Annotated in this window: 21 protein-coding genes; 16 read left to right on the top strand and 5 right to left on the bottom strand. The window is 61.3% G+C overall.

The features are described from left to right. Positions 1-48: 48 nt before the first annotated feature. The 4 genes from I2I01_RS14320 to I2I01_RS14305 all read left to right on the top strand — a co-directional run bounded on the left by I2I01_RS14320 (position 49) and on the right by I2I01_RS14305 (position 5,186). Complete coding sequence (locus I2I01_RS14320) at positions 49-756, top strand: head GIN domain-containing protein (protein WP_196287164.1); 708 nt, start codon at positions 49-51, stop codon at positions 754-756. A gap of 78 nt (positions 757-834) precedes the next feature. Beyond that, positions 835-2,217: a sigma-54-dependent transcriptional regulator gene (locus tag I2I01_RS14315; RefSeq protein ID WP_196287163.1), complete on the top strand. Its 1,383-nt coding sequence runs from the start codon at positions 835-837 to the stop codon at positions 2,215-2,217. Between the two features lie 172 nt (positions 2,218-2,389). Then, positions 2,390-3,691, top strand: coding sequence for a sensor histidine kinase (locus I2I01_RS14310; protein ID WP_196287162.1), 1,302 nt, complete (start codon positions 2,390-2,392; stop codon positions 3,689-3,691). A 127-nt stretch (positions 3,692-3,818) separates the two neighbouring features. Continuing rightward, positions 3,819-5,186, top strand: coding sequence for an ammonium transporter (locus I2I01_RS14305; RefSeq protein ID WP_196287161.1), 1,368 nt, complete (start codon positions 3,819-3,821; stop codon positions 5,184-5,186). A gap of 105 nt (positions 5,187-5,291) precedes the next feature. Here the strand turns inward: I2I01_RS14305 and I2I01_RS14300 are convergent, their stop codons facing one another. The 3 genes from I2I01_RS14300 to I2I01_RS14290 form a co-directional block, all read right to left on the bottom strand. Beyond that, a complete protein-coding gene (locus I2I01_RS14300) occupies positions 5,292-5,999 on the bottom strand; it encodes an SAM-dependent methyltransferase (protein ID WP_196287160.1) in 708 nt (235 codons plus the stop codon). Continuing rightward, positions 5,999-6,781: an alpha/beta fold hydrolase gene (locus tag I2I01_RS14295; RefSeq protein WP_196287159.1), complete on the bottom strand. Its 783-nt coding sequence runs from the start codon at positions 6,779-6,781 to the stop codon at positions 5,999-6,001. The genes I2I01_RS14300 and I2I01_RS14295 overlap by 1 nt, the downstream gene beginning before the upstream one ends. 245 nt (positions 6,782-7,026) lie before the next feature. After that, positions 7,027-7,932, bottom strand: coding sequence for an NmrA family NAD(P)-binding protein (locus I2I01_RS14290; RefSeq protein WP_196287158.1), 906 nt, complete (start codon positions 7,930-7,932; stop codon positions 7,027-7,029). Between the two features lie 143 nt (positions 7,933-8,075). Between I2I01_RS14290 and I2I01_RS14285 the strand changes: the two genes are divergently transcribed. From I2I01_RS14285 to arfB, 5 genes are all read left to right on the top strand, one after another. After that, positions 8,076-8,492 carry a winged helix-turn-helix transcriptional regulator gene (locus I2I01_RS14285; protein ID WP_196287157.1) on the top strand — a complete coding sequence of 139 codons (417 nt, stop codon included), beginning with the start codon at positions 8,076-8,078 and terminating at the stop codon, positions 8,490-8,492. After that, positions 8,398-9,960 carry a carbohydrate porin gene (locus tag I2I01_RS14280; protein ID WP_196287156.1) on the top strand — a complete coding sequence of 521 codons (1,563 nt, stop codon included), beginning with the start codon at positions 8,398-8,400 and terminating at the stop codon, positions 9,958-9,960. The genes I2I01_RS14285 and I2I01_RS14280 overlap by 95 nt, the downstream gene beginning before the upstream one ends. A gap of 112 nt (positions 9,961-10,072) precedes the next feature. Beyond that, on the top strand, positions 10,073-10,798 hold the full coding sequence (locus I2I01_RS14275) for a head GIN domain-containing protein (protein WP_196287155.1): 726 nt from the start codon (positions 10,073-10,075) through the stop codon (positions 10,796-10,798). A gap of 253 nt (positions 10,799-11,051) precedes the next feature. Then, positions 11,052-12,002: a 3-oxoacyl-ACP synthase III family protein gene (locus tag I2I01_RS14270; RefSeq protein ID WP_196287154.1), complete on the top strand. Its 951-nt coding sequence runs from the start codon at positions 11,052-11,054 to the stop codon at positions 12,000-12,002. A gap of 84 nt (positions 12,003-12,086) precedes the next feature. Further along, a complete protein-coding gene (gene arfB / locus I2I01_RS14265; protein ID WP_196287153.1) occupies positions 12,087-12,491 on the top strand; it encodes an alternative ribosome rescue aminoacyl-tRNA hydrolase ArfB in 405 nt (134 codons plus the stop codon). A gap of 9 nt (positions 12,492-12,500) precedes the next feature. On the opposite strand, the gene mgtE is transcribed toward arfB, so the two are convergent. Next, positions 12,501-13,877, bottom strand: a complete 1,377-nt coding sequence (gene mgtE / locus I2I01_RS14260; protein WP_196287152.1) for a magnesium transporter — start codon at positions 13,875-13,877, stop codon at positions 12,501-12,503. A gap of 301 nt (positions 13,878-14,178) precedes the next feature. Here mgtE and I2I01_RS14255 point away from each other — a divergent pair, with 301 nt between their 5' ends. Together I2I01_RS14255 and I2I01_RS14250 are read left to right on the top strand one after the other, a co-directional pair. Continuing rightward, positions 14,179-14,991, top strand: a complete 813-nt coding sequence (locus I2I01_RS14255) for a cyanophycinase (protein WP_196287151.1) — start codon at positions 14,179-14,181, stop codon at positions 14,989-14,991. 201 nt (positions 14,992-15,192) lie between these two features. Next, positions 15,193-16,242, top strand: coding sequence for a toxin-antitoxin system YwqK family antitoxin (locus I2I01_RS14250; RefSeq protein WP_196287150.1), 1,050 nt, complete (start codon positions 15,193-15,195; stop codon positions 16,240-16,242). Positions 16,243-16,313: 71 nt separating this feature from the next. Here the strand turns inward: I2I01_RS14250 and I2I01_RS14245 are convergent, their stop codons facing one another. Next, a complete protein-coding gene (locus I2I01_RS14245; RefSeq protein WP_196287149.1) occupies positions 16,314-16,673 on the bottom strand; it encodes a YraN family protein in 360 nt (119 codons plus the stop codon). Between the two features lie 119 nt (positions 16,674-16,792). Between I2I01_RS14245 and lipB the strand changes: the two genes are divergently transcribed. The 5 genes from lipB (at position 16,793) to I2I01_RS14220 (ending at position 21,285) form a co-directional block, all read left to right on the top strand. Continuing rightward, positions 16,793-17,623, top strand: coding sequence for a lipoyl(octanoyl) transferase LipB (lipB, locus tag I2I01_RS14240; RefSeq protein WP_196287148.1), 831 nt, complete (start codon positions 16,793-16,795; stop codon positions 17,621-17,623). Further along, positions 17,620-18,036: a hypothetical protein gene (locus I2I01_RS14235; RefSeq protein ID WP_196287147.1), complete on the top strand. Its 417-nt coding sequence runs from the start codon at positions 17,620-17,622 to the stop codon at positions 18,034-18,036. Before lipB ends, I2I01_RS14235 begins: the two co-directional genes overlap by 4 nt. A gap of 59 nt (positions 18,037-18,095) precedes the next feature. Next, the gene (locus tag I2I01_RS14230) at positions 18,096-19,178 is read left to right on the top strand and encodes an MraY family glycosyltransferase (RefSeq protein ID WP_211537958.1); all 1,083 of its coding nucleotides are present in this window, start codon (positions 18,096-18,098) and stop codon (positions 19,176-19,178) included. 60 nt (positions 19,179-19,238) lie between these two features. Beyond that, on the top strand, positions 19,239-20,378 hold the full coding sequence (locus I2I01_RS14225; protein ID WP_196287146.1) for a DUF4271 domain-containing protein: 1,140 nt from the start codon (positions 19,239-19,241) through the stop codon (positions 20,376-20,378). 76 nt (positions 20,379-20,454) lie between these two features. Continuing rightward, positions 20,455-21,285 (top strand): uroporphyrinogen-III synthase, encoded by an 831-nt coding sequence (locus I2I01_RS14220; RefSeq protein ID WP_196287145.1) that lies wholly within the window; start codon positions 20,455-20,457, stop codon positions 21,283-21,285. Positions 21,286-21,381: the final 96 nt, after the last annotated feature.

Below are 21,381 nucleotides of genomic sequence, written 5' to 3'. Positions count from 1 at the left end.
CTAGCAGATTGAACCCAGTTGTTTTCTTCACCTTTTTCTGTGCTTGTTATGAAAAACTTACTTTTCCCCGCGCTCTTCTGGCTGTTGGCTTTCGTGCCGGCACTGGCCCAAACTGCCCCGGAAGTGCGCATGGTGGGCGCCTTTAGTGCCCTCAAAGTGTCCGATGGCGTGCAGGTGACCCTCGTTTCGGGCAGCACCCAGCGCGTGGAAGCCAGCGCCGACAATGAAGAGTTTCTCAACCGCCTCAAAACCGACGTGAGCGACGGCGTGCTCCGGGTGAGCTTCGAGCACAAGCTGAACGAAAGCTGGAACAAAGACAACCGCCCGAAAAACCTGCGGGTGAGCATTGTGGCCGCTCCCCTCACGGGCATCGAGGCCAGCAGCGGCTCGCGGGTGGAAGTGAAAAATGAGTACGCCACCGGCAATTTTACCCTAGAGGCGTCGTCGGGTGCCGTCGTTTCGGCCCCCAGCTTCACGGGCAATAACGTGAGTGCCAGCGTAAGCAGCGGCGCCGTGGCCAGCCTCGGCGGCAAGGTGCAAAGCCTGACGGTGCATGCCTCCAGCGGCGGCGTGTTCAAGGGCCAGGATGTGCAGGCGGCCACCTGCGACGCCCATGCCTCCAGCGGCGGCACGGTGGCCGTGGCCGTGCAAGACAAGCTGGTAGCCAACGCCAGCAGCGGCGGCGACGTGCGCTACAGTGGCTCGCCGCAGGTGACGAAGCACACCAGCAGCGGTGGCAGCGTGAAGGGGCGCTAAGCCTCACTTCTTTGCCCGCGGGCCCGGCCAGCCGGGCCCGCGGGTTCCTTTCTATTCATCTCCTTCCTTTCTGCAAGCATGTTTCTCATCGTCGACGATGACCTCGCCGTTCGCACCTCGCTCAAGCTGCTGCTCAAGCAGGCCGGCTACGCCGCGCAGGCCGCGGCCACGCCCACCGAAGCGCTGGCCGCCGTGCGCGAAGCTCCGCCTCGCCTCGTGCTGATGGACATGAACTACTCGCTGGCTACCACCGGCGAGGACGGCCTGGCCCTGCTGCGCGAGGTGAAGCAGCTGGCCCCGCAGGTGCCCGTCATCCTCATCACCGGCTGGGGCAGCATTAGCCTGGCAGTGGAGGGCATGAAGGCCGGTGCGGCCGAGTTTGTGACCAAACCCTGGCACAACGACGCCCTGCTCCAAACCATTCGCACCGTGCTGGCTGTGCAGGAAGCCACGCCCGACACCGCCGAGGGACCCGCCGCCAACCGCCGCCAGCTGGACAAGCAATACCGCTTCGCCGACATCATCGGCCACGACGAGCAGCTGCTGCATGTGCTGCGCAACGTGGGCCAGGTGGCCGCCACCGACGCCTCGGTGCTCATCGAGGGCGAAAGCGGCACCGGCAAGGAATTGATTGCCGAGGCTATCCACCGCAACAGCCAGCGGAAAAACCAGCCTTTTGTGAAGGTGAACCTGGGCGGAATTTCCAGCAGCTTGTTTGAAAGCGAGATGTTTGGCCACCGCCGCGGCGCCTTCACCGATGCCAAAACCGACCGCGTAGGCCGCTTCGAGTTGGCCAACGGCGGCACCATCTTCCTCGATGAAATCGGCGAGCTGGAGCTGGCTTCGCAGGTGAAGCTGCTGCGCGTGCTGCAAGACCGCACTTACGAGGTGCTGGGCGACAGCAAGCCGCGCCGGCTCGACATCCGCGTCATTGCCGCCACCAACCGCAACCTGGCCGAGATGGTGCAGCAAGGCCGCTTCCGCGAAGACCTTTTCTACCGCATCAACCTGATAACCGTGCGCCTGCCCGCCCTTCGCGAGCGCGCCACCGACATTCCGCTCCTAGCCCAGCACTTCATCGACCAGCTGCGCGCCACCTACCGCCGCCCCGCCCTGAAGGTGGGCACCCGCGCCCTGCACTGGCTGCGCGAGCAGCCCTTGCCGGGCAACATCCGCGAATTGAAAAACCTGGTGGAGCGCGCCGTGCTCGTCAGCGGCAAAGACGAGCTGAGCCCTGAGGATTTCCAGGCCAACGCCCAACGCCTGCCCGCCCGTGCCCCCGCGCCCGGCGAGCTGCCCACCCCCGGTACCATGACCCTCGATGAGCTGGAAGCCCAGATGATACGGCAGAGCCTGGCGCACTACGATGGCAACATCAGCCGCGTGGCCAAGGCGCTGGGCCTGAGCCGGGGCGCCCTGTACCGCCGGTTTGAGAAGCACGGCATTCCGTACGACGAATAAGCGGGGCTAACCTCAGAACAGAACAAAGCAGAACGTCATGCTGAGCGAAGTCGAAGCATCTCGCGTGCGGCAGTAATCAAAGTCGTTGCTACGATTGGGTTACTACTCCGCGCGAGATGCTTCGACTTCGCTCAGCATGACGTTCTTTTATCGTCGCCGACTTTGATATAATATGTCCCTACGCCTTCAGTTCCTGCTTTTCGTCACGCTCATTCACGTCGTGCTCATTGCCCTGGCGTGGCAGCTACGCACCACCAATCTGTACCTGTTTTTCGGCAGCGAAGTCCTGCTCATAGCCAGCATTACGCTGGCCGTGCGGCTGTACCGCGGCTTTGTGCGGCCGTTTGAATTGATTGCGGCGGGCACGGCGGCCATTCAAGCCAAGGACTTCTCGATGAAGTTTGTGCCCGTGGGCCAGCGCGAGATGGACCAGCTCATCGACGTATACAACCAGATGATTGACGAGCTGCGGCACGAGCGGGTGAGCCAGCACGAGAAAAGCTTCCTGCTCGAACGCCTCATCCAGGCCTCGCCGGCCGGCGTGCTCATTCTCGATTTTGAAGGCCGCATCGAAAGCGCCAACCCCGCCGCTGAGCGCTTCCTGGCCCAGCCGGCCGCCGGCCTGCTTGGGCGCCGGCCCGCCGAGCTGCCTGGCGCCTGGGGCCCAGCCCTAGCCGAGCTGGCCGAAAACCAGCCCCAGTCCCTGCAGCTTTCGGGCCTGCAAACCTACCGGGTGCACGCCGCGCACTTTTTTGACCGGGGCTTTCTGCGCCGCTTCATTTTGCTCGAGGAGCTAACCCAGGAGCTGATGCAGCAGGAGAAGCAGGCCTACGGCAAGCTGATTCGGATGATGTCGCACGAAATCAACAACTCTATCGGTGCCATCAACTCCATTCTGCAAAGCTTTACGCACTACGCCCCCCAACTCGACCCCGACGACCGGCCCGACTTCACCCAAGCGCTGGAAGTAAGCATTGCCCGCAACACTCAGCTGGCCAACTTCATCGGCGGCTTTGCGCGCCTGGTGCGGCTGCCTGCCCCCGCGCCGCGCCCTACCGACCTGCACGCGCTGCTGCGCAGCATCTGCCGGCTGCTGCAGCCGCAGAGCGAGGAGCGGCACATCCGCTGGCACCTGGATTTTCCCGACGCGCCGCTCTTCTTATCCTTAGATGCGCAACAGCTGGAGCAAGCCTTGCTCAACATCGCCAAGAATGCCCTTGAAGCTATTGGCAACCATGGCAACATTTGGGTGCACACCACGAGCCGGCCAACTTCCATCGTCATCCAAAACGACGGGCCCGGCTTGACACCGGAAATTAGTCAACGGCTTTTTACGCCATTTTTCAGTACCAAGCGCGACGGCCAGGGCATCGGCCTTACGTTGGTGCGCGACATACTACTGGCCCACGGTTTCCGGTTCCGGCTTGAAACAGTAGTTAGCGGCCGTACGCAGTTTGTTATTGAAATGGAATAGGACCTTGAAATTTAGGGGTGTATTTAGAGATTATAACTGAATTAATGAGTTTGCCCATGCAATTCGAGGGTGTGTTTAAAATTTTGGTGACTAACTTCGTGAAGTTGCCTTGAAAAACACACCGGTTATGACACGCAAGCAATACTTAGCAACCGCCTGCCTGGGTCTTATTCTGTTATTGGCTGGCCTCGCCGCTTTTTTGCCCCAAAGCCACCCCGAAGCCAAGCCCGACGCCTTCAACCCCGCCGACCTGGCCTGGATGCTCTCGGCCTCGGGCCTTGTGCTGCTGATGACGCCCGGCCTGGCCTTTTTCTACGGCGGCATGGTGAGCAAGCGCAACGTCATTTCGACCATGCTGCAGAGCTTCATCGCGCTGGGCGTGATTTCGATGCTGTGGTACGTGGTGGGCTTTTCGCTGGCCTTTGGCGACAGCATTGGCGGTGTCATCGGCAATCCGCTCACGTTTTTCATGTTTAATAACGTGGGCACCGCGCCCCACGCCCGGCTGGCCACCAACCTGCCGCTGGTGCTCTTCGCCGCCTTTCAGCTGAAGTTTGCCATCATCACCCCAGCCCTCATTAGCGGCGCTTTTGCCGAGCGCATTCGCTTCTGGGGCTACCTACTGTTCATGTGCCTGTTCAGCCTGCTCATCTACTGCCCGCTGGCCCACTGGACCTGGCACCCCGACGGCTTCCTATTTAAGTGGGGCGTGCTCGATTTTGCGGGCGGTACGGTGGTACACATCTCGGCCGGTTTCGCGGCGCTGGCGGGCGCATTAGCCCTGGGCCGCCGCCACACCCACCTCGAAGGCCACACCCACGTGCCGCCCAACGTGCCATTCATCCTCATCGGCACGGGCCTGCTGTGGTTTGGCTGGTTTGGCTTCAACGCCGGTTCGGCGCTGGCCGCCAACGCCACGGCCGTGCAGGCCTTTATGACCACCCACCTGGCCTCGGCCGCTGCCATGCTTACCTGGATGATGATTGAAGCCGTGCGCGGGCAGCGGCCCTCGGCGGCCGGTGCGGCCATTGGCGCGGTGGTGGGCCTGGTGGCCATCACCCCGGCGGCGGGCTACATTACCTACGGCCCAGCGCTGTTCATCGGCGTGGTGGCGGCCGCCATCAGCGCGGGCGCCGTTGATTTAAAGAACAAAACCACGCTCGACGACACCCTCGACGTTTTCCCCTGCCACGGCGTGGGCGGTATTGTGGGCATGATTCTCACGGCGGTGTTTGCCAAGGATGGCGGTCTGGCCACCACTGGCGACTGGACGCTGCTACTGAAGCACCTCGGTGCCCTGGCCTTCATTTCTATCTTCACCTTTGGCGGCTCCTACCTGCTCTACAAGCTAACCAACCTGCTCATTCCCATTCGGGTAAATGCTCTGCACGAAGCCGACGGCCTCGACCTGAGCCAGCACGGCGAAACCGTACTGCCCGCCCCAGATGAGCACCTACCGGTAGCTGAGCCGCGCTTTGTGGTGCGGGCATCGTAGGCCCGGCATCTGTCATCCTGAGCAAAGCGAAGAACCTTCTCACGTTAGAACAAGTTGTTCAGGCGTGAGAAGGTCCTTCGCTTTGCTCAGGATGACAGACGGGCGCTACATCCCCAGCACAAACACCGTCGGAATCTTGTGCAACTCTGGCGCTGGCTGCTTGCGCCAGTCAGCTATTGTCAACGTTTTGATGAACTCGCCCGTGCCTGTAACATCAGCCGCCACGCATAGGCGGGTGCCAGGCTGCAAGTGCGCCAGCAAATCGGCAAACAAGGCCCCATTGCGATAGGGTGTCTCGATGAACAACTGAGACTGCTGCCGCTGCTGAGCCTCCTTTTCCAGGGCCTTAATGGCTGCTGCGCGCGGTGCTTTTTCGATGGGCAAATACCCGTGAAAGGCAAACTGCTGCCCATTCAGCCCCGAAGCCATGAGGGCCAGCAGCAACGACGACGGCCCCACCAGCGGCACCACGCGCAGTCCCTGCCGATGAGCCTCCCGCGCCAGCGCTGCCCCAGGGTCGGCAATGCCGGGGCAGCCGGCTTCGCTGAGAATGCCCGCGTCGATACCTTCTTTTTGCAAAGGCAGCAGGGCGGCGCGCACTTCGGCCTCCGAACTGTCTTTATCGATGACGACGAAGCGGATGTCCTCAATCACGCGATGCGGGGCCACGCTTTTCACGAAGCGGCAGGCCGTGCGCACGTTTTCCACCAGAAAGTAGGGGAGGGTCGCTACGGCCGCTACCACCTGCGGCGGCAGCACCTGCGGGGCCGTATCATCGGCCAGCGGCGTAGGAATAAGGAAGAGGGTACTCATCAGCTCAGCGCAAACGCCTTCACCATCTCAAAAATCTCCTCCGGCTTCTCGGCGTGTACCCAGTGCCCGGCATCAACCACCGTAGCCACTTGCGAGTGCGGAAACAGCGCCGGAATCCCGGTCAGTTTATCCTCGGCTGTGATGTAGTCCGACTTGCCGCCCCGGATGAACAGCGTCGGTTTCAGAAACGGCGCTTTGCCAATGGTTTCTTCGCCAATAGCCGCTAGCTGAGCCGCCAGCACGGGCAGGTTGATGCGCCAAGCAAATGTGTTGTCTTCGCGGCGGTACAGGTTTTTCAACAGAAACTGTCGGGTGCCCACGTTGGGCACGTACTTGGCCAAAGCGGCGTCGGCTTCCTGCCGGTTGGTGCAGGTGCTGAAGTCGACGGCTTGCAGGCCAGCCACGATGTCGTCCTGATGCTCCATGTTGGAGAAACGTGGAGCAATGTCAATGACGACGAGGCGGGCGAGGCGCTCGGGGTGGTCGAGGGCGAAGCGCATGGCTACTTTGCCGCCCATGCTATGGCCCATGAGGGTGGTATCGGGTCCGAGCTGCAGGTGGTCGAACAGCTCCAGCACGTCCTGCGCCATGAGGGCATAGGTGTGCTCATCAGAGTGAAAAGAGCGGCCATGGTTGCGCAAATCGACGCTGACCACACGCAGCCCGGCCTCGGTAGCCCAGCGCCGGGCCAGGCTCTGCCAGTTGTCGAGGGTGCCAAACAGGCCGTGGAGAATGACCAGCGGGCGGCCCTGGCCCTGGTCGAGGTGGTGAAGCAAAGGCATGGCGCAAAAGTAGGGAGCGGGGTGAGGAAAGGCAGTTGGGCCGATAAAATGAATGTCTGCCGAACGCAGTTGAAGTATAACGTCATCTGTCATCCTGAGCGCAGCGAAGGACCTTTTCACGCCAAATTGCTCTAACGTGAGAAGGTCCTTCGCTGCGCTCAGGATGACAACCGATTTGTTTATTCCCTCCCAGAGGATGCTTCGCTTGCGCTTAGCATAACGCTCTCTCGAGAAAGATACCCACCTTACGCCGTCGCAGCCTTATAAGCCGGCGCAAACACCGTTTGGGCGAATTCTTCCAGCGTGGTGGGCGTGGTGCTGGCGGCATCGCGCGGGCCGTTGGCCATCGACCGGCCTTCGTTGATGTTGCGCGTCATCTCGTCGTAGAGGTCAGCCTGGTTCTCGCTGAGGCCGGCGCCCACCATGCCTTTTTTGGCGTCTTCGTAGGAGAAGGGCACATAAGGAAGCTCCGGCCGGCCAATGGCCTGGGCTATGGCGGCCGTGGCCTCGGGCAGGGTATAGTTGCGGGGCCCCAGCAAGTACTGCACGGCGTGGTTAGCCACGGTTGGGCCAGCCAGCAGTTCGGCGGCTTTGGCGGCAATGTCGCGGGTGGCCACCATCGGGAACGCCGCGTCGGGCCGCGTGGCCGAGCCCGTGATGCCCATGTGCTGAATCATACCAATGTTGGCCAGCAGGTTTTCCATGAAGTAGGCCGGGCGCAGATGCACCACGCTCAAGCCCTCAATGGCATTGAGGCGAGCTTCTTGGCGGTGCAGGCCTACCACGGGGCCGGTGCCTGCCGGCTCGTCGGCCCCGATGCTGCTCAGGTGCACGGCCTGCTTCAGGCCCGAAGCCCGCACGGCCTGGGCGGTGGCTTCGCCGATTTGGTCCATAAAGCCCAGCACGTCGGGCGAGGTCACGTTCGGCGGAATCATCAGGAAGGCGGCGTCGGCTCCGCGCAGGGCCTCGGTGAGGAAGGCGGCATCGTGGGCGTCGCCGGCTTTGATGGTGGCGCCGGCCTGGGCCAGGGCGTCGAGGCGGGCGCTGGGGCGCGACACAGCCGTGACCTGGTGGCCTTGTTGCAGCAGCGTGTGCACGAGAGCGGTACCAATGTTGCCGGTGGCGCCAAGGACGGTGATTTTCTTAGACATAAAAGCAAAAGCGTAAGCCGGGGGCATCGTTGCGCGGCGGCAATACAAAGGTGAAGGTGTAACTTCGCTTTTCGCAAGTACCTACGAAAAAGTAAGGTACTTACTCAAAAGTAAAAATAGTTGGCAATCAGCTCTATAATTTTATGTCGAAACTTACCAAGCAGCAAACGGCCGAAGCCTACTGGTCGTCGGCCGACGCCGAGCGCAACCTGACCTGTCCTGTGCGCACCACCCTCAACGTGCTGGGCGGCAAGTGGAAGCTGCTCATCCTCTCTTACCTGCTCGACGAGCCCCGGCGCTACGGCGAACTGCGCCGGCTGATGCCCGAAATCACGGAGAAGATGCTGATTCAGGAGTTGCGCGAGCTGGAGCTGGACGGCATCGTGGCCCGCACCGTGCACCAGACTGTGCCGCCGCGCGTCGACTATGCCCTGACCGAGCAGGGGCAGCGCGTGCAGCCGCTGTTTGGCGAGCTGGTGGACTGGGGCAAGCAATACCTCAACCGCACGGGCGGCTGCGGCCTGCCGGCCCGGTCCGCCTCGACTATGGTGGCGGGGTAAGCTTCACGGTTTCAACATCTGCGCGGCGGCTACTTTCGGGCTGATTTATTCGCTTTTAAGTTTTTCGGTTCTGAAACTCCATTTCTCTCTGCTGGCCGGGGCGCTGCTGCTCGGCGCCGGCCCCGCGCTGGCCCAGATTACTCCGGCGGGTTCCACCACGCCGCCCACACCGCCCAATGCCGCCTCGGCTCAGGAGCCCCTGCGCCGGCCGGCCGAAGAGTCGCACAACTGGAGCCTGCACTTCCAGCAGACCTTCATCGACCAGTGGCATAATGACCTGACCACGCCCTACGCTGGCGATTTCAGCCTGGCCGACCGCGAATCGGCTAAGCTCTCGATGACCAGCACGTTCTTCATCGGGCGGCGGCTATGGAAGAACGCGGCGGTATACTTCAACCCCGAGGTGGCCGGCGGCAGCGGCTTGAGCAGCGCCCGTGGCATTGCAGGCTTTCCGAATGGCGAAACCTTCCGCATCGGCGTGGCCGACCCGGTGCTGTACCTGGCCCGGCTCTACGTGCGCCAGGTATTTGCCCTGAGCCCGGAAACCGACGAGGATGTGGACGACTTCAACCAGGTGGCCGGCCCCACGCCCCGCCATTACATCGCGCTGAACGTGGGCAAAATCTGCCTGGCCGACTTCTTCGACCAGAACAGCTACTCGCACGACCCGCGTACGCAGTTCATGAACTGGAGCCTGATGAGCGCCGGGGCCTGGGACTACGCCGCCAACACCCGCGGCTACACCGTGGGCGGCGTGCTGGAGTACGTGACGCCCACCTTCAGTGCCCGCTTTGCCACGGCGCAGCTGCCCACCTACGCCAATGGCCCCAAGCTGGACGGCCGCTACGGCCAGGTGCACGCTGAGACCTTGGAGCTGACCAAGACCTACAAACTGGCCCACCGGCAGGGCACGGTGCGCCTGCTGGGCTTCCGCAACGTGGCGCCCATGGCCACCTACCACACGGCCACGGCGCTAGGCCAGGCCACCGGCCAACAGCCCGACTTAGAACTGGTGCGCCGTGACGGCCACACCAAAGTGGGCTTCGGCCTGAATGCAGAGCAGGAAATCAGCAAGAACGTGGGCCTGTTTGCCCGCGTGAGCTACAACGACGGCCGCAATGAAACCTGGGCCTTCACCGAAATCGACCACAGTGCCAGCCTGGGTGTAGTGAGCACCGGCGCCCGCTGGCACCGGCCCGACGACCGCCTCGGCGTGGCCGTGGTGGCCAACGGCATCAGCCCCGAGCACCGCGAGTACTTGGCGGCCGGCGGCTACGGCTTCATGGTAGGCGACGGGGCGCTGAACTACGGGCTGGAGAAAATTGGCGAAGTGTACTACAGCATCGACCTGCACCGCTACCACGCCGCCATCAGCCCCGATTACCAGTTCATTCTGAACCCGGCCTACAACCGCGACCGCAGCGGGCCGGTGCACGTGGTGGCCATGCGTCTGCACGTAGAATTTTAATTGCAAACAACCGGAAAAAGCAGAAAGAAATAGCGTTGGGCAACCGCCGTAACCTCGGCCGCATCATGAGGTTAATAGGTTTCAGTTGCTCACCCTTTTTGCCTTTTTCCGCATGAAAAATTTCCGGATTGCTTCGCAGTTTGCCCTCCTCCTGCTACTGGCCGTGGGGATGATGTCATCATTCACCAGCCGTCGGCCGTTGGCGGAGCGCGAAACCCGTGTGGTGGGGCCTTTCACCGAAATCAGCCTGGGCTCCTCGGCCCACGTAGTGGTGAAGCAGGGCAGCCCCCAGAGCGTGGTGGTGGAAGCCAGCAAGGAAGACTTGGCCGATTTTGAAACCGACGTGCAGGGTGGCCGGCTACGCCTCAACTTCCGCAACCAGGAAGGGCGCCAGTTCAACAACAAAAAACACGGCCCCGTGACGGTGTACGTGACAGCCTCCGCCCTGACGGCGCTGCGCGTGGGCGGCTCGGGCAAGCTCGAAGTGGACGGCGCTCTGCAAGCCGATGCGTTGGCTCTGAACTTGAGTGGCTCGGGTGACTTGGTGGTGCCCCAGCTCCAAGCCAAGCAGCTCGAAACCGGCGTGTCGGGCTCGGGCAACATCACGGTGGGCGGCACGGCTACCAGCAATGAAATTCGCATCAGCGGCTCGGGCCAGGTGAAGGCCCGCGAATTGAAAACCGAAACCAGCCGCGCCCGCATCAACGGCTCGGGCGATGCCCACGTGTACGCCAGCCGCACGGCCGAGGGCTCGCTCACTGGCTCGGGCAGCCTGCACGTGGCCGGAGGCGCACAGCTCAGCAGCACCCACGGCAGCGGCCGCGTAGTGAAGGAGTAACGTTTTCATTAATGACGCCTGTCCTCCTGAGCGTTCTGCGAACCAGGCAGAGACGAAGGACCTTTTCACGTCAGATAACGCAGGCGTGAGAAGGTCCTTCGCCGCGCTATGGAGGACAGGCGTCTTAATTTCTTAACTGACCTATTGGGTATAAAATTTGGGCATCTGCCCGGTGCGGGCCGACCGCCCGGGACTGCGGGCCGTACCTTTGCCCGGCCGCCTGGCGGCCTTGCGTTTCACCCAATACCATTCCGTGTACCTTCATCATGTGGCGTCCTACCTCCCGGAGGCCGTCGTTACCAATGCTCACTTCACCCGCCTCAACGGCCTGGCCAACGAGTGGATAATTGAGCGAACCGGCATCCAGGAGCGCCGCAAAGCGGGCCCCGGCGAAAATGCCAACACCATGGCCATTGCCGCCACACGCGCCGCCTTCGAGGCCGCCCCGGCCTTTGCTTCGGAAAGTGTTGATTTGATTGTGGTGGGCACCTACACCCCGCACGACACCATCTTCACGGCCGCCCACGCCGTGCAGCGCGACCTGGGCGTGAACGAAATCCCCACGGTCAGCATCTCGTCGGCCTGCTCGTCGTTGCTCAATGCGGTTGAAATTGTGGAGGGCTACTTTGCCATGGGCAAGGCCCGCCGCGCCGTGGTGGTCGTAACGGAGCACAACACTGCTTATAACAACGAGGAGGACACCATGGCCGGCCACCTGTGGGGCGATGGCGCTGCCGCGCTGCTCATCAGCAAAGACCGCCTCAGCGACGATGACTTGCGCATTGCCGAAGTCATCACCGGCGGGGCCGCGCCCGTGAGCAAGGCCGACGAGTCGGTGACGCTCAAGCCCGTGGAGCGGGGCATCGTGATGCCCTTCGGCCGCGACGTGTTTCAGCAGGCCTGCATCTACATGGCCAAGGTGACGCAGCAGCTGCTCAACAAGCACCACATTCCCACCGAGGAGCTGACTTACCTCATCCCGCACCAAGCCAACCTGCGCATCTCCAATAACGTGGTGAAGCAGCTCGGCCTCGACCCGGCCCGCGCCGTGAACAACATTCAGCGGCTGGGCAATACCGGCTGCGCCGGTGCCGCCATCGGCCTGGCCGAGGTGTGGGACACGCTCAAAGCCGGCGACAAAGTCATCATCACCGTGTTCGGCGGCGGGTATTCCTACGGAGCTATGCTGCTTAACAAGGGTTGATTTTTGAGGGTTGAATGTTGAGTTCTTTAAATGACTTGACAAATTCAACTCAATATTCAACCCTCAAAAATCAACCCTTTCAAAGTGCTTCCTGCTGCCGACGCTTTCCTGCCCGAAATCACCTTCCAGACCAGCCGGGCCAGTGGGCCGGGCGGGCAGAACGTGAACAAGGTAGAATCGCGGGTGGAGCTGCGCTGGCACCTGATGAACTCGCAGGTGCTCACCGAGGAGCAGAAGCAGCTGATTCTGGAGAAGCTGGGTAATCAGCTCACGGCTGAGGGCTTGCTGCTCGTGGCCGTGCAGGACGACCGCAGCCAGCTGCGCAACCGGGAAATTGCCCTGGCCCGCTTTCACGCCCTGCTGCTCAAAAGCCTGCGCCGGCCCAAGCCCCGCAAGGCCACTAAGCCCAGCAAAGCCGCCGTGCGCAAGCGGCTCGATAGCAAAAAGATTCAGGGGGAGAAGAAAGCCAACCGGCGCAAACTGGAGTAGGTTGCCGTGCTACAGCAATGTGCCGCGCAGCAACACCAGCGCCACAGTGAAGTAAATAATCAGCCCCGTCACGTCGACCAGCGTGGCCACAAAGGGAGCCGACGACGTGGCCGGGTCGAGGCCCAGGCGCTTGAGCAGCAGCGGCAGCATGGAGCCCGCCAGCGAGCCCCACAGCACAATGCCCACCAGCGCCACGCCCACCGTGAGTGCTACCATCAGCCAGTGCGGCCCATAAATGGGCGTGATGCTTTGCCACACGGCAATGCGGGCAAACCCCACCAAGCCCAGAATAACCCCCAGCGCCAGCCCCGACAGGATTTCGCGGCGTAGCACCCGCCACCACTCGCCCAGCGTGAACTCGCCCAGTGCCATGGCCCGGATGATGAGCGACGTGGCCTGCGAGCCCGAGTTGCCCCCGCTGCTGATGATGAGCGGAATGAACTGCACCAGCACAATGGCCTTCTGCAGCTCGCCCTCGAAAAACTGCATGGCCGAGGCCGTGAGCAGCTCGCCCAGAAACAGCACCACCAGCCAGCCGGCCCGCTTCTGCACCATGCGCATGAGCGGCGTGGCCAGGTAGGGTTCATCGAGGGCTTCGGAGCCGCCCAGCTTCTGAATGTCTTCGGTATCTTCTTCTTCGCGAATGCTTAGGATGTCGTCCTGCGTCACGATGCCGAGCAGCACGCCCGAATCTGACACCACGGGCAGGGCCACTCGGTCGTTGCGCCGGAAAATATCGATGGCCTCTTCCTGGTCCTGGTTAGCGTTGAGGCTCACGTAGCGGCGGTCCATAAGGTCGCGCACGCGCACGGCCGGGGCCGAAAGCAGAAACTCCCGGATGCGGATGTCGTCGATGAGGATGCCCTGCGCATCGGTCACGTAGAGCATGCTCAGCGTTTCGGACTGCCCACCGTGCTGCCGGATGTAGTCGAGCACCTGCTGCACCGTCCAGTTCTCGCGAATGGCGATGTAGTCGGGCGTCATCAGGCGGCCCACCGAGTATTCGGGGTAGCCCAGCAGCTGCAGCGTCACCTTGCGCTCTTCCTCGCTCAGGCTTTGCACCAGCTCGGCCACGAAGTTGGCGGGCAGAAACTCCAGCAGGGCCGTGCGGTCGTCGGGCGACATCTCGTTGAGGATGTCGGCCATCTTGTCCTGGGCCAGGTTGTCGAGAAAGTGCCGCTGCACTTCCAGGTCGAGGTATTCGAACACCTCGGTGGCCAGCTTCAGCGGCAGCAGCCGGAAGATGATGAGCTGTTCCCGGTCCTCTTCGGCCTCAATCAGCGATACCAGCTCCGGGGGCTGGAAATCGCGCAGCAGCTGCTTTAACTTAAAAAATTCGCCCTCCTGAATCAAGGACGTGATGGTTTCCACGGTCTGCGGCTGCATGAAAAAGAGAGGAGGGGAGATGCTTCGCTAGGCAAGCGGGGTTGATGGGGAGAATAAGCCCCACAAAAGTAGGGCGAACCGGGCGGTAAATGGGCGCCGCGAGGTGAGAAAAGAAAGGCCTGTTTCTGTCATCCTGAGCACAGCAAAGGACCTTCTAGCGTCTTCGCCGTAAGAGAGGCATTGCAATGGCTGCATACCCGAGCAGGCCCCTCGCTGTGCTCAGGATAACAGACGTATTCATCTAGCATCCTGTAATCCCATTCAACTGCCCCATCTTGCTGCCCCAATCCTTGCCCGAGCTATGCCCAATAAAACCTCCGCCGCCGCGCCCCTCGGAACCCTCGTGATGCTGGGCGGCGGCGACGACGACCCCATGCTGGCCTTGCTGGCCCGCCTGCTGCCCGACCGCAACGCCCCCATCGAAATCCTTACCACGGCCACCCGCCGCCAGCCCGCCCGCACCGCCGCCGCCTACGCCCACGCCCTGCATCAGCAGGGATGCCCCCACGTGCGCCACCTCCAAGTGTGCGAAGACTACCCCGCCGACGACCCCGAGACCCTGCAGCGCCTGCGCGACGCTGCGCTGGTGTTCATGAGCGGCGGCGACCAGGAGCGCATCACCGATTTTCTGTTGGGGACCGAGTTTCTGAACATTCTGCAGCATAAGTGCCAAGCCGAAAGCAACTTCATTTTGGCCGGCACTAGCGCCGGGGCTTCCGTCATGGCCGAGGTAATGCTGGTGAACGGGCACGGCTGGCGCAGCCTGCTCGGTGGCCAGATTGAGGTGAAGCCCGGCCTGGGCCTGCTGCCCGGCGTGTTGCTCGACCAGCATTTTGCCGAGCGCGGCCGCTACCCGCGCCTCATGCACGCCGTGCTGGCTCAGCCCACCCTGCTCGGCATCGGCCTGAGCGAAGAAACCGGCCTCATTGTGCGCGCCGGTCAGCCTGCCGAAGTCTTCGGCGAAGAAGCCGTGGTGGTGGTCGATGCCGCCGACCTCACTCACAACAACCTGCCCACGCTGGCCGAGGACGAAGTCATCAGCGGCCACAACCTGCGGCTGCACTTGCTGGTAGCCGGCCAACACCTGGATTTGGCCACGCGGGAGGTGAAGTAGGGGCGAGAATATAGGTAAGGAGCGTGTGTCATCCTGAGCGCAGCGAAGGACCTTCTCACCGAAGAACAACTGTCGTTCAGCCGTGAGAAGGTCCTTCGCTGCGCTCAGGATGACACACGCCCCCACCAACCCGCCGCCCGGGCACCAAAGCGCGTTACATTTGCGTTAGGGCCGCGATAAGATTATTGGCAATTTTAGTTCATGCGTAATTCTCGTTTGGGGCTGCGGCCGCTGCGTTTCCTGGGAATGTTAATGCTGGCGCTGTTCACGGTGTTGCCGTGGGCCTGCACCCGCAAAACGGTGTCGTTTAAGAGCACGCCCGACGAGCCCTTGGCGCTACTATCGGACACGCTCACCACAACCGGCGACACCCTCAACGGCAAGCCCTCGCTTAGCACGGCCCGCAAAGCCACGCTCACCAAGGAGCAGGAGCGCGCCGCCAAAGAGGCCGAAAAGGACACCCAGCGCAAGTCGAAAAAGAAGAAGAAAAACGTCTTCCTGGGTGAGAAGATGAAGAAGGCCTTTGTGAAGACTGGTCCCAAAGGCCGCAATCAGAAAATCACCATCTTCTACTATCTGAAATACCCGAAAACGCTCAACGCCTACGCGCCGGCCTACTATTACTACGACACCAAGAAGCACAAAATTCTGAAGCTGGCGGCCGTGGAGGAGGATGCGGCGCAGCTCAAAATCCTGCACGGCCCTTATAAGGTGATGCAGAACAACAAGGTGCTCGAAACCGGCTACTATGCCCTCGGCACGCGGCATTTGCGCTGGGAAACCTTCGATAAGAACGGCGTGCTGCTCACCAAAACCCACTACGAAATGGGTTTTCCGCGCGACGCCAACGTGAGCTACTACGGCGAAGACCGGAGCAAAATCAACGAAATCGTGCCCTACGTGAACGGCAAGCTGGAAGGCGACTACGCCAAGTTCTTCCAAAATGGCCAGCCCGAATGGCGCGGCCAGTTCGAGAACGGCAAGCGTGTAGGCATCTGGACCAAATACTGGGGCTTCCGCAGCCGCCGCCGCTACGAGTACCAGTACGGCGAGTCGGGCTACGACCCGGAAGTAGCCGAGCCCGAGCTCATCCGAGAATACAGCCGCGAAGCCAAGCTCATCTTCGACAAAGAGAAAAATCTCGACACCCGCAACGAGCCCGTGGCCGACCCCAACCCGGCCCGTCGCCCCGGCTACACGCCCCGCACCGTGCCCAAAGCCGCGCCCAAGGTGGCGCCGAAAAAGAGGTAGTAGGGGAGGAGGGGAGATAGGCGTATCTGTCTGCTTCCTGTCTCCCCACCTGCCCCATTTCCTTCCTCCCCCTAATAAAACGCATCCTCGAAGTGCTCGATGCGGAAGCCCTGGCTGAGCAGTGTTAGGGCTACGATGTCGAAGCGGATGTCGCCGCGCCAGTCCAGTTCTTCCTGCAGATGCGTGGCCGCGAGGCGAAACAGCTCCTTTTTGCGAGCCGATACGAAGGTCTCCGGTGTGCCGTATTGGCCCGAGGAACGGGTTTTGACTTCGACGAATACCAGCAGGGCCGTACCCTGGCGCAGCACCAGGTCGACTTCGGCACGGCCGTGGCGGTAGCTGCGCGCCAGCACCTCGTAGCCGCGTGCCACGAAATAGTCGGCGGCTGCAGTTTCGCCTGCTTGCCCTAATTCGTGGGGAGCATGGGCCATAAGCAACAGTAGGGGAGGCTTGTGTTGGCTGAAAGGTGACGCAAGCTACCCTTCGAGGCGCGCAAGCCAAAGCCTACGGCGGGTAGTACCTTTGTATTTCATACCACTAATCCTCACCCATGGCTTCCCTCGCCGAACCGTCTTCCGCGCCGCTGCTCGACGCCGCTTTGCCCGTCGGTGCTGGCCCCGGCCCCAACCGGACGCTGCAAGTGCAGCGCCTTGGCCTGGTAGAATACGTGCCCACCTGGGAACGGCAGGAGGAGTTGATGGCTGCCACGCTGGCCATCAAAACCCATAACCGGCAAGCCGAGACCACCGGTGCGGCCCCGCTGCCCACGCCCAACCACCTGTTGCTCTGCGAGCACCCGCACACCTACACGCTGGGCAAAAGCGGCAAGCCCGAGCACCTGCTGCTCGATGCGGAAGCCCTGGAGGCCCACCACGCCAGCTTCCATCACATCAACCGCGGCGGCGATATCACCTACCACGGCCCCGGCCAGCTGGTGGGCTACCCCATCCTCGACCTCGACAATTTCCGCAACGACATCCACTGGTACCTGCGCACGCTGGAGGAGGCCGTCATCCGTACTCTGGCCGAGTACGGCTTGAATGCCGGCCGCATTGCCGGCCTCACCGGCGTATGGCTTGACTGGGAAGAGGGCGCGCCCAACCCACGCAAAATCTGCGCCTTAGGCGTGAAGTGCAGCCGCTGGGTCACGCTGCATGGCTTTGCCCTCAACGTGAATCCCGATTTGTCGTACTTCGGCCACATCGTGCCTTGCGGCATCACCGACAAGGCCGTGACGTCCCTGGCTCAGGAGCTAGGCACCGCGCCGGCTCCCACAGTGGCAGAGGTGCAGGAGCGCCTGCTGCGCCACCTGACGGAACTGTTGGCCGCTGCCGAGCCGTCGGTGCCATCTCATTCATCCAGCTCCCTCACTTCCTCGTGAAACAAGATATTCCCTTCGACCCTGTAGAAGGCGTTTCGGTCGCCATTGTCCCCACCGAGCAAACCCTGACGCCCGAGGGGCAACCTTTCTGGCAGGTTTACTTGCTAAACCACAATGCTTTCCCGCTTGAGAACGTCATCGTAAACGCCAATGGCTACGGCGAGCAGCCCGATGGTGAGAAAGTACGCACCACCACGCTGCGCTACTTGTTTCAGGAAGTGCCGCCCCACGCGGCCGTGCCCGTCGAGTCCATCGACCCGGCCGTATTTCACCTCAACAACCAATACTGGGTCAGCTACTATCGTGGCTCGCAAATCTTCGATAAGAAATTCGTGTTTGTGCCCGATTCCATCGTGCCCGACAACCTCATTCACATTGCCCTGCTCGACAGCCAAGGCGTGTTGCACAGCTAACCGTCTGCTTCGTTAGTGGCTTTCAGCCATTGCCCCGCTTCTGCCGTAATTTATCGTCTATGACTCATATTGATATTCCCTTGGGCTTGTCCTGGATGTGGGCGTTGCTGGTGTCACTGTTCGCGGTGCCATCCATCATCTACATCGCCCACCTCAAAAACATGCTCGACACGCCCAACGGGCGCACCGTGCACCAGTCGCTCACGCCGCGCCTCGGGGGCGTGGCCGTGTTCGCTGGGTTTATGTCGGCCCTCACCATTTTCGCGCCGCTCCGCAACGGGGTGCAGGAAATGCTGGCTGGCTGCATCATCCTGTTTTTCGTGGGGTTGAAAGACGACCTCGTGGGTATGTCAGTGGCCAAGAAATTTGTGGGTCAGCTCCTGGCCACCGGCATTGTGATGATAATGGCCGATGTGCGTATCACCAGTTTCCAGGGTATCCTGGGCATCGGCACGCTGCCCGTCGGCGTCAGCTACGCCTTCACACTAGGGGTCATCGTGGGCGTCACCAATGCCATCAACCTGATTGATGGGCTTGACGGCTTGGCCGGTACCATCGTGTCCATCATCTGCTGCACGTTTGGCTATTATTTCTACACCTATGGCGGCCCCAGCTACGGCAACTACGTGTACGTGGCCGTGTGCCTGGTAGGCGGCTTGTTCGGCTTCCTGCGCTACAACTTCCACCGGGCGCCCATCTTCATGGGCGACACCGGGTCGCTGGTTTGCGGCTTTATCGTGTCGGTGCTGGCCATTCAGTTTATTGAAATGGGCCTGCACGTGGGGCAGCCTTTCGGCTCGGCGGCCCCTTCGGTGGCAGTCGGCATTTTGTTCGTACCCTTGTTCGATACGCTCCGGGTGTTCTCGCTGCGCATGCTGGCCGGTAAGTCGCCCTTCTCGCCCGACAAAAACCACATTCACCACCGCATTCTGGCCATGGGCTTTCAGCAAATCAGCACCGTGCTCCTGCTAGGGCTTCTCAATGTGCTGGTGATTCTCTTTGTTATCCGCTTCGCCTACCTCGGCAACACTATCCTCATTGCGGCGCTGGCCGTGTTCTCAGCTTTGCTCAGCATTTTCTTCGGCGTCTACCAAAGCCGGATTTCTCGCCGTCAGCTCTTAGCCGCCGAAAACGGCAACTAGTCCTGCATGGCCACGCGCGGCGCATTCCGATGGGGTTGGCTGTTGCTCTGCAGCGTCTGGATGCTGCTGCCTGGCAGCCTGCGCCCAGCTCGGGCCAGCGAGTACAAGCAGCTGCCCCCGGCCTCGCCCACGTCGCTCTCGGCCGACTGGCTGATTCACGACGCCACGCGCAACCGCCTCATCTTCTACCTACCGGGCTACCACCAGCCCGCTCATGCCTACTACCAGTGGGTGCGCCTCAGCCGCAACCAGTCCTTCCCGCTTTCGTTTGCCGCACAGCCCGGCCTGAGCTTGTTTATCGATAACCAGCTCGTTTTCACGGCGCGCACCGCTACCACCTATTCCCTCGACCTGGCCCACCTCTTGCCCGCCCAGCTGCCGGCCGGCTCGCATCTGCTGGCGGTGTGGCAGCCCGATGGCTACCCGGCGCTAAGCTCTTTCTCGGGGGTTAGCACCAGTAGCTCTGCTGCCGGCCCAGCTACCTCCAAGCTGGTGCAAGCAGCGCAGCCCCGGTTGCCTGGGCCACAGGGGCAAAATGTATATTTAGGCTTTCTGCTGGTGCTGGGTTTGTGCTACGGCGCCGTACGCACCACCTACCAGCCAGGCCTAGCCCGCATTTTCCAGATAGAAGAGCTGTTCGGCAATGGCTCCGACCAACAGGCCTTCCTGGCCAAGCCTGCCTTTTCGCTGCTCAACCTGCTGCTGGTGCTGCTGTTCGCGCTGTCGTTCGCGTTGCTGCTCACCGCCATCCACACCGACCTGCAAAACCTGCCGCTGCTGCGCCAGTTTTTCAACGTGCCCGAAACCGCCATCGTGGCGCGGGTGCTGCTCTACACCGCCATCATCACCGCCTTCGTTTTCGGGAAATACATTTACGTCGGCATCCTTGGCTACACGTTTGGCCTGCAGCCGTTAGTTGATTTGCAGTACCGCGAGTTTCTGCGCACCACGCTAATGGCTGGCTTGGCGTTGCCAGTCGTGCTGCTGCTCTACCTCGGCCTGAACACCGGGTATCCTCGCGCGGTAGCGTGGGCAGCCAGTGCAGCCATCGCCTTGGTCTTGGTGGGCACGGTAGTCCGGGTGGGGCATACCCTGCATCAACATACTTCGCTGATAAATCTGCATTTGTTTGCCTACCTTTGCGCCACTGAAGTTCTGCCCTTACTGGTTTTACTTAAACTTATCGTTTTTACGTACTGATTGGCACCGCATTGCGGTCTGCGCTTTTCCCATTTTTCTCCTCTTATTGTCCTAGTACTACTCTTTTTCTTCCTGTATGGCCGAGAGTGCAGATAAGCCGGGAACCGGCCGGCATGCTAAGCGCATCAGCAGCATCCTGGTTACCCAGCCCAAGCCCACCAACGACGTTTCCCCTTACTTCTCCATTGCAGAGAAGTACGGTATCAAAGTGGACTTCCGTGAGTTTATTGAAGTGCAGCCGGTGTCTTACAAAGACTTCCGGCGCGAGAAAATCAATATTATGGAATTCACGGCTGTCATCTTCACGAGCCGCAACGCCGTCGACCACTTCTTCCGCATCTGCCAAGAAGCTAAGCTGGAAATGCCCGCGGAAATGAAGTATTTCTGCATTTCCGAGCAAACCGCTAACTACCTGCAGAAATACATCGTGCTGCGCAAGCGCAAGCTGTTTGTGGGCGAGCGCACGGCGGCCGATTTGTTCGACGTCATCAAGAAGCACAAGGGCGAGAAGTTTTTATATCCTTGCTCAGACATTCGCAAGGAAGACCTGCCGGTGTTCATGCGGGCCAACAACATCAAGTTCACGGAGGCCGTCATTTACCGCACCGTGGCCAGCGATTTGTCTGACCTGTCGGATGTGAAGTACGACTGCATTGCATTCTTCAGCCCTTCTGGCATCAGTTCGCTCTTCATCAACTTCCCTGATTTTGTGCAGGAGGGCACCCGCATTGCCGCTTTTGGTCCCACCACGGCCAAAGCCGTGCTCGATGCCGGCCTCATCCTCGACATCGAAGCGCCGCATCCCAATGCTCCTTCCATGACCGGGGCCATTGAAGCCTACATCCGCCGGCACGCCCAACCCGACGTTGGGAAGGCCAGCGCCAAAAATACCAAACCCGACGCCTGATTCAGGTAAGGGCTTGAAAACCGGAGCAAGGCCCTTGCCCCGGTTTTTTTTGGTTGAATTTTTTGGAGACGGTTTTTGCCTTACATTTGGAAGCTA

The organism is Hymenobacter properus, from assembly GCF_015694735.1.
GTDB lineage: Bacteria > Bacteroidota > Bacteroidia > Cytophagales > Hymenobacteraceae > Hymenobacter > Hymenobacter properus.
Note: the sequence above shows the minus strand (reverse complement) of the source record. Positions and strands in the feature narration are given on the sequence as shown.